This window comes from Colwellia sp. KU-HH00111, assembly GCF_040362745.1.
Classification (GTDB): domain Bacteria; phylum Pseudomonadota; class Gammaproteobacteria; order Enterobacterales; family Alteromonadaceae; genus Colwellia.
This window is the reverse complement of the sequence record NZ_BAABWO010000012.1, coordinates 128,517-135,923: the sequence shown is the minus strand read 5'-3', so window position 1 is coordinate 135,923 and position 7,407 is coordinate 128,517. Positions and strand designations below refer to the sequence as shown.

Annotated in this window: 6 protein-coding genes; 3 read left to right on the top strand and 3 right to left on the bottom strand. The window is 42.4% G+C overall.

Features of this window, described 5'->3' with window-relative positions; translation table 11 throughout:
- Positions 1 to 585 precede the first annotated feature (585 nt).
- On the top strand, positions 586 to 1,590 hold the full coding sequence (gene gpsA / locus ABXG98_RS18040; RefSeq protein WP_353540099.1) for an NAD(P)H-dependent glycerol-3-phosphate dehydrogenase: 1,005 nt from the start codon (positions 586 to 588) through the stop codon (positions 1,588 to 1,590).
- A 188-nt stretch (positions 1,591 to 1,778) separates the two neighbouring features.
- Here gpsA and trmL read toward each other — a convergent pair whose 3' ends face one another.
- A complete protein-coding gene (gene trmL, locus ABXG98_RS18035) occupies positions 1,779 to 2,243 on the bottom strand; it encodes a tRNA (uridine(34)/cytosine(34)/5-carboxymethylaminomethyluridine(34)-2'-O)-methyltransferase TrmL (RefSeq protein ID WP_353540098.1) in 465 nt (154 codons plus the stop codon).
- A 136-nt stretch (positions 2,244 to 2,379) separates the two neighbouring features.
- Between trmL and ABXG98_RS18030 the strand changes: the two genes are divergently transcribed.
- Positions 2,380 to 3,312, top strand: a complete 933-nt coding sequence (locus ABXG98_RS18030) for a cation diffusion facilitator family transporter (RefSeq protein ID WP_353540097.1) — start codon at positions 2,380 to 2,382, stop codon at positions 3,310 to 3,312.
- A 5-nt stretch (positions 3,313 to 3,317) separates the two neighbouring features.
- On the opposite strand, the gene ABXG98_RS18025 is transcribed toward ABXG98_RS18030, so the two are convergent.
- Together ABXG98_RS18025 and ubiK are read right to left on the bottom strand one after the other, a co-directional pair.
- Positions 3,318 to 4,349, bottom strand: a complete 1,032-nt coding sequence (locus ABXG98_RS18025; protein ID WP_353540096.1) for an alpha/beta fold hydrolase — start codon at positions 4,347 to 4,349, stop codon at positions 3,318 to 3,320.
- A 35-nt stretch (positions 4,350 to 4,384) separates the two neighbouring features.
- Entirely contained in the window at positions 4,385 to 4,639 is a 255-nt protein-coding gene (gene ubiK, locus ABXG98_RS18020; RefSeq protein WP_353540095.1) for a ubiquinone biosynthesis accessory factor UbiK, read from the bottom strand.
- 182 nt (positions 4,640 to 4,821) lie between these two features.
- Here ubiK and rep point away from each other — a divergent pair, with 182 nt between their 5' ends.
- Positions 4,822 to 6,843 carry a DNA helicase Rep gene (rep, locus tag ABXG98_RS18015; RefSeq protein ID WP_353540094.1) on the top strand — a complete coding sequence of 674 codons (2,022 nt, stop codon included), beginning with the start codon at positions 4,822 to 4,824 and terminating at the stop codon, positions 6,841 to 6,843.
- Positions 6,844 to 7,407: the final 564 nt, after the last annotated feature.

Sequence of the window (7,407 nt, the reverse complement as noted above, 5' to 3'; positions counted from 1 at the left end):
CCGCGCAATGAATTACGCCCTACAGGGTTGTGGTACAATGTAGGTTGGACTTCAGTCCGACACCGCGCAATGAATTACGCCCTAGAGGGTTGTGGTACAATGTAGGTTGGACTTCAGTCCGACAACGCGCAATAAATTACGCCCTACAGGGGTGTGTTCCGATGTAGGTTAGAATTTATTCTGACAAAGGCGCAATGAATTACGCCCTACAGGGTTGTGATGCAATGTAGGTTGGACTTTAGTCCGACACCGCGCAATGAATTACGCCCTACAGGGGTGTGTTCCAATGTAGGTTGGACTTCAGTCCGACAAAGCGCAGTAAATTACGCCCTACAAGGATTGTGGTACAATGTAGGTTGGACTTCAGTCCGACAACGCGCAATAAATTACGCCCTACAGGGTTGTGATGCAATGTAGATTGGACTTCAGTCCGACAAAGCGCAGTACATTACGCCCTACAAGGGTTGTGGTACAATGTAGGTTGGACTTCAGTCCGACAACGCGCAATAAATTACGCCCTACAGGTATGGGTTCAATGTAGGTTAGAATTTATTCTGACAAAAACTTCCTAAAATAAAGGTGCTTATGACTCTTTCGGCAAAAATTACTGTTTTAGGTGCGGGTTCATACGGCACGGCATTGGCTATTTGCTTGGCTCGAAATGGTCATCAAACACTGTTGTGGGGACGCGATGCTAACCAAGTGAATGATATGGTTAATGCGCGGGAAAACACCAAGTACCTAGCAGGTTGTCAATTTCCAGATAGCTTGCAGCCAATCAGTGATTTAAAAGAGGCGGTCAGTGCTAGCGAAAATATCTTAGTGGTAGTCCCAAGCCATGCGTTCGGCGATATGCTCAAAGCTATCAAACCTATGCTTAACCCAGCAGCAAAAATTGCTTGGGCGACCAAAGGTTTGGATCCCCAAACAGGTGATTTGCTGCAAAATGTCGCTAAAAAAGTGGTGGGTGACGAGGTAGCATTGGCAGTTATTTCAGGACCAACTTTCGCTAAAGAAATGGCTGCAGGTTTGCCTACTGCTATTTCTTTATCCTCAACCGATGATGCTTTTGCTGCTGAGCTATCGGGCTTATTGCATTGTGAGAAATGCTTTCGCGTATACCCTAATAAAGACTTTATCGGTTTGCAACTCGGCGGAGCTGTGAAAAATGTTGTAGCTATTGGTGCAGGAATGGCTGATGGTATTGGTTTTGGAGCTAATGCACGCACAGCATTAATTACTCGAGGTTTAGCTGAAATGACGCGTTTAGGTTGTGCCTTGCATGCTGACCCAGCCACTTTTATGGGCATGGCAGGCTTAGGTGATTTAGTCTTAACTTGTACCGATAACCAATCTCGTAATCGCCGTTTTGGTTTAGCATTAGGGCAGGGCGCTGATGTTGAGCAAGCAATGGCGGATATAGGTCAAGTCGTTGAAGGGTATCGAAATACTAAAGAAGTATACATGCTTGCTGGGCGCATGGGGGTTGAAATGCCGATTGTCGAACAGGTGTATCAAGTACTCTATCAAGGTAAAAGCGCTTTAGAGGCGGCGGCAGATTTATTGTCTCGCGATCAAAAGCAAGAATAACTGTAGGCTGGACTTTAGCCCGACCCTCACAGCCTGACAAAGGCGCAATAAATTACGCCCTCATGAGTTGTGTTCCAATGTAGGTTGGACTTCAGTCCGACAACGCCCAATAAATTACGCCCAATAGGGGTGTGTTTCAATGTAGGTTAGAATTCATTCTGACAACGCGCAATAAATTACGTCTTACATTACACCGCATTAACAAAACCTAACTGACGCCAAGCGTCGTACACAATGACCGCTGCTGCGTTTGATAAATTCATACTGCGGCTATCTTTAAGCATAGGAATACGGATTTTATCTTGGTCAGGTATTTGCGCACGTACGTCTTCAGGTAAACCTGCGGTTTCTGAACCAAACAACAAATAGTCACCTTCAGTAAACGTTACATCACCATAATAATGGTTAGTTTTGGTGGTAATAGCGAGAATGCGCTTGGGCTGCTGTTGCTGGACAAAAGCGTTGAAATTTGCATGGCGTTTTACCGCTGCAAATTCATGATAATCAAGCCCTGCACGACGTAACTTCTTATCTTCTAAATCAAAGCCTAATGGCTCAATTAAGTGCAGACGAAAGCCTGAATTAGCACATAAACGAATAATATTACCGGTATTTGGCGGTATCTGTGGCTGAAATAGAACAACATCTAACATAATAGAAACAACATAAGTTTGGATTACCTAGGTTTGCGCTAGCGAACTTTACGTTAACTTAGGTAATGTGAATAATATTTGTTATTATAGCGACTTAGTTCATTGAGTGCTTCATTTTTCAATTTGGAATTTTTTCATGTCTGAGCCCGCCACTAATCATTCAACAACCGATAACTCTCATCATGAGCAATACGCTTATTGGGTCAGGCTTGCAGCTATTAGCTCATCGTCGGTGGCATTAATCTTGGTCATCATTAAGTTTTATGCTTGGTTAGTAAGTGACTCTAGCGCTATGTTAGCGTCGACCACAGACTCTATTTTAGATTTATTTGCCTCAGTGATGAATATTGTTATTCTTCGATTTGCATTAGCCCCTGCAGATGACGAGCATAAATTTGGACATGGCAAAGCAGAAAGTTTGGCAGGCCTAGTACAAGCAGCGTTTGTGTTAGGCTCCGCGTTATTACTTATTTTTAACGGGGTAGAGCGAGTATTAAACCCAAGAGTGATTGTACAAAGCGATATTGCCATTGGTGTGACTATTGTTGCTATTATTTTGACCTTAGCACTAGTAGTGTTGCAGCGTTATGTTATCAAGCGCACTGGCTCCATTGTAATTAATGCTGATGCCTTGCATTACCAATCTGATTTGCTGTTAAATTTAGGGGTACTAGCCGCTATTATTTTAAGTCAGGGTATATGGCTGCAAGCCGATGGTGCTTTTACTATTGCTGTAGCCTTGTATTTACTATTTGGCGCGGGACAAATCATTTACCAGAGTGTTTATCAGTTGATGGATCATGAAATTAGTGAAGAAGAATTAGCGCAGATAAAAACGATAGTATTGTCTCATGAACATGCATTAGGCTTACATGAACTTCGCACCAGACAGTCTGGTGCGCAACGATTTATTCAGTTTCATTTAGAGCTAGACGATAATTTATCACTTTTAGAAGCCCATAGCATTGGCGATGATATTGAAAGAGAAATTTGCCAAGCTTTAGCCCCCTGCGAAGTGTTTATTCATCATGACCCCTGCTCAGTCGTAACTGAAGATCTCACCACATAGTTCTATCAAGCAGGTGTGTGTTGCTCAAACCATTTTGCCGCCGCAGTTAATGCGGGTTGACGATAAATATCACGTTCAAAAAATAGCTCGTGATAAGCGCCGGTTATGACTAAAGGTGAACCACTGGCACATGCCAAAGGTTGTACTTGCTGTAATTGTTGACAAAATGCGGTTTGTGCCTGATTACATACAACTTTATCCGAGCCAGCTTGAATGACTAAAGTAGGCGTGATTATCTGATCGAGCTTGCTAAACAGTGTCTCAAGCGCCCTTAGTGACTCGGTTAACCACTGAATAGTAACCCCACCCAGTTGTAATGCAGGTGTTTGTGAATAAAGTTCATTAAATAACCCAAGACGTAAGGGCGAGTGGGTTAATCTATTGTGGGTAAATGCCACTTCGCAATAGTTTTTCTGACCGAAAAAATACCAAGGGCTATCACTCAAACAATGATTAAGTTTTGCTGCTAGCTTCACTACTGTCTCGGCAGCCACTTTTGGCATGGCACCACTGTTAAAGCCGAACATAGGAGATGATAATACAGCTGCCTGTATGGTCTTGGGGTAATCTTGAAGGTATCGGGCAACAATAGCCCCGCCCATGGAGTGTGCCAATATATAGGGTTTATTGATTGTGCCACCAACATCACAATGAGGATATACAATCGTCTCGATAAAAGTGGCTAAATCATCAATATAATATTGAAAATTTTCAACGTAACCCTTGTCACGGTTGTCTAGTACTCGCTCAGATAGGCCTTGCCCGCGATGATCGATAATAAAAATATTAAAGCCTTGGTTAAACCAATCAAAACAAAGCTCTTTATATTTTAAGTAGCCTTCACAACGACCTGGAGAAATAACTAAGCATTTGCGTGCCAGTGTTTTATGAAGAAAAACCGCATATTCGATGCTGAGCTGGTCAACGCCACTAAAACTGGCAAAAGCGCCTTGTTGCCAAAAGTCAGCAATATCACTTGAGTAATACTCAGGGAGTTTATTTTCGCAGGTAAAACCAGCGTTATTAGCCTTGCTCATAAGGTGCCGTTAAGGTTAGCCAGTGTCAATCAGAGTTAGTCGGTGTTTGTTGCGTTAGCTTCTAATTCAGCTAAGCGAGCCTCAAGATCGGCTAATTTACTGCGAGTTTTAATCAATACTTGCGTTTGCACATCAAATTCTTCCCGAGTCACCACATCGAGTTGTGATAATTTACGCTGCAACACCGTTTTGGTTTTGTCTTCAAAGTCGTTCGCTAAGGTTTTTAAACCATCAGGGATAACATCTGTGACTTGCTGGGCGATTTCTTCAATTTTTTTTGCGTTGATCATGGCTTTTCCTAAAACTTGTGATTGAACACATTGTAACTGTTTTGCTTAACAGTAAAAACAGGTAAAATCAGCGACCTTAAAAAATTCACTTTTTCTGTCAGGCTAAGGCGCTGTGTTTATCAGGGTAAACGCCAGTCTTAGCCAACAAAATTGAATCAATAGTCATCAGATGAGTCGTTATCATGAAATTAAATCCTGGACAAAGTGAAGCGGTAAAGTATGTCAGTGGCCCCTGCCTAGTGTTAGCGGGTGCTGGGTCTGGTAAAACCGGTGTTATTTGTCAAAAAATAGCCTATTTAATTCAAAAATGTGACTATAAAGCGCGTAATATTGCTGCGGTAACCTTTACCAATAAAGCGGCCAGAGAGATGAAAGAGCGTATCGTTAAAATGCTCGGCAAAGATCTCACCCGCGGATTAACGGTTTCAACATTTCACTCGTTAGGTCTAGATATTGTCCGCCGAGAAATAAAAACGCTAGGTTATAAACCAGGGTTTACCTTATTTGATGATCAAGATAGCTTGTCGTTATTAAAAGAATTAACAATAGATGAACTCGATGGCGATAAAGACTTATTAAGTAAACTGCAAAATCTAATTTCTCAGTGGAAAAATGATTTATTGTTGCCCGATGCAGCGTTGAAAATGGCAAGTAACGCAGATTCGCATGAATATGCTGAGTTTTACCAACGCTATCATCAGCATATGAAAGCTTACAACGCGTTAGATTTTGATGATTTAATTCTTATTCCCACCTTATTATTGAAAAACTACCCAGAGGTACGCGAGCGTTGGTGCAGTAAAATCCGCTATTTATTGGTAGATGAATATCAAGATACCAATGCCAGTCAGTATGAGTTAGTTAAATTAATAACCGGTGAACGAGGGCGCTTAACGGTAGTGGGTGATGATGACCAATCAATTTACTCTTGGCGTGGGGCGAAACCCGAAAACCTGGTGTTGTTAGGGAAAGATTTTCCGCAGTTAAAGTTGATTAAATTAGAGCAAAACTATCGCTCAAGTGGTCGAATTTTAAAATGCGCCAATATACTCATTGCTAACAATCCTCATGTTTATGATAAAGCACTATTTAGTGAGCTTGCCTATGGGCCAGAGTTACGCGTGGTGCAAACCAAAAGTGAAGAAGATGAGGTTTCTCGTATCATTGGCGAGTTAATCGGTCATCGTTTTATGAATCGTAGTCATTATAAGGATTACGCTATTTTATACCGAGGTAACCACCAATCTCGTTTGCTTGAAAAAGCGCTGATGCAAAACCGCATCCCCTATAAAATTAGCGGAGGTACGTCTTTTTTCTCACGTTCAGAGATCAAAGATGTGATGGCGTATCTCCGAGTGCTAGTAAACCCTGACGATGACAATGCCTTTTTACGTATTGTTAATGTGCCTAAACGTGAGCTTGGCCCTGCAACGTTAGAAAAACTCGGTAACTATGCCAATATGCGCCAAATTAGTATGTTTGCTGCGAGCTTTGAATTAGGGCTAGAGCAAACACTAACGGGGCGAGCATTAATGAAAATGCAGGCCTTTACCCAATGGTTAGTTGATATTGCCGATCAAGCTGAGCGGGGCGATACCGCAGCAGTGTTACGCGCTATGATCCGTGAAATAAATTATGAAGATTTTCTTTATGACACCTCGCCTAGTGCAAAAGCTGCGGAAATGCGGATGAAAAATGTCACAGAGCTTTTTAGTTGGGTGACACAAATGCTTGAAGGCTCAGATGATGAAGAGCCGATGACATTGCCGCAAATTGTTACCCGGTTAACCTTGCGAGACATGATGGAACGAAATGAAGATGAAGACAGTAGCGATCAAGTTCAATTGATGACTTTGCATGCTTCGAAAGGGCTGGAGTTTCCCTATGTTTTCTTAATTGGTATGGAAGAAGGCTTATTGCCACATCAAACCAGTATTGATGAAGGGAGTGTAGAAGAAGAGCGCAGACTGGCATATGTTGGTATCACACGCGCCCAGCGTGAGTTAATATTCACTTACGCGCGAGAGCGTCGTCAATTTGGTGAAGTGTCTCGTACCGAAGCGAGTCGCTTTTTGCACGAGTTGCCGCAAGATGATTTAAATTGGGAATTAGGGCAACAGAAAAAAACCGAAGTGCATAAGCAAGAATCAAATAAGCTTGGCATGGCGAGTTTGAGAGCCCAGCTGGCTAAAAAGAAACAATAGCAAGGCGCAATAAATTACGCCCTACAGGGGATGGGTTTCAATGTAGGTTAGAATTTATTCTGACATTGGCGCAATGAATTACGCCCTACAGGTGATGGGTTTAATGTAGGTTGGACTTCAGTACGACAACGCGCAATAAATTACGCCCTACAGGGGATGTGGTGCAATGTAGGTTGGACTTCAGTCCGACAACGCGCAATAAATTACGCTCTACAAGGGATGTGGTGCAATGTAGGTTGGACTTCAGTCCGACAACGCGCAATAAATTACGCCCTACAAGGGATGGGTTCAATGTAGGTTAGAATTTACTCTGACATTAGCGCAATAAATTACGCCCTACAAGGGTTGTGTTCCAATGTAGGTTAGAATTCATTCTGACAAGGCGCAATGAATTACGCCCTACAGGTGAAGGGTTCAATGTAGGTTAGAATTCATTCTGACAAGGCGCAATGAATTACGCCCTACAGGGATGGGTTTCAATGTAGGTTAGAATTTATTCTGACACTGGCGCAATGAATTACGCCCTACAAGGGATGTGATCTAATGTAGGTTAGAATTCATTCT

Excerpts from the sequence above, each read along its gene's own strand:
- ABXG98_RS18030 (WP_353540097.1), top strand. The coding sequence starts at position 2,380 with ATGTCTGAGCCCGCCACTAATCATTCAACAACCGATAACTCTCATCAT.
- gpsA (WP_353540099.1), top strand. The coding sequence starts at position 586 with ATGACTCTTTCGGCAAAAATTACTGTTTTAGGTGCGGGTTCATACGGC.
- ABXG98_RS18025 (WP_353540096.1), bottom strand. The coding sequence starts at position 4,349 with ATGAGCAAGGCTAATAACGCTGGTTTTACCTGCGAAAATAAACTCCCT.
- trmL (WP_353540098.1), bottom strand. The coding sequence starts at position 2,243 with ATGTTAGATGTTGTTCTATTTCAGCCACAGATACCGCCAAATACCGGT.
- rep (WP_353540094.1), top strand. The coding sequence starts at position 4,822 with ATGAAATTAAATCCTGGACAAAGTGAAGCGGTAAAGTATGTCAGTGGC.
- ubiK (WP_353540095.1), bottom strand. The coding sequence starts at position 4,639 with ATGATCAACGCAAAAAAAATTGAAGAAATCGCCCAGCAAGTCACAGAT.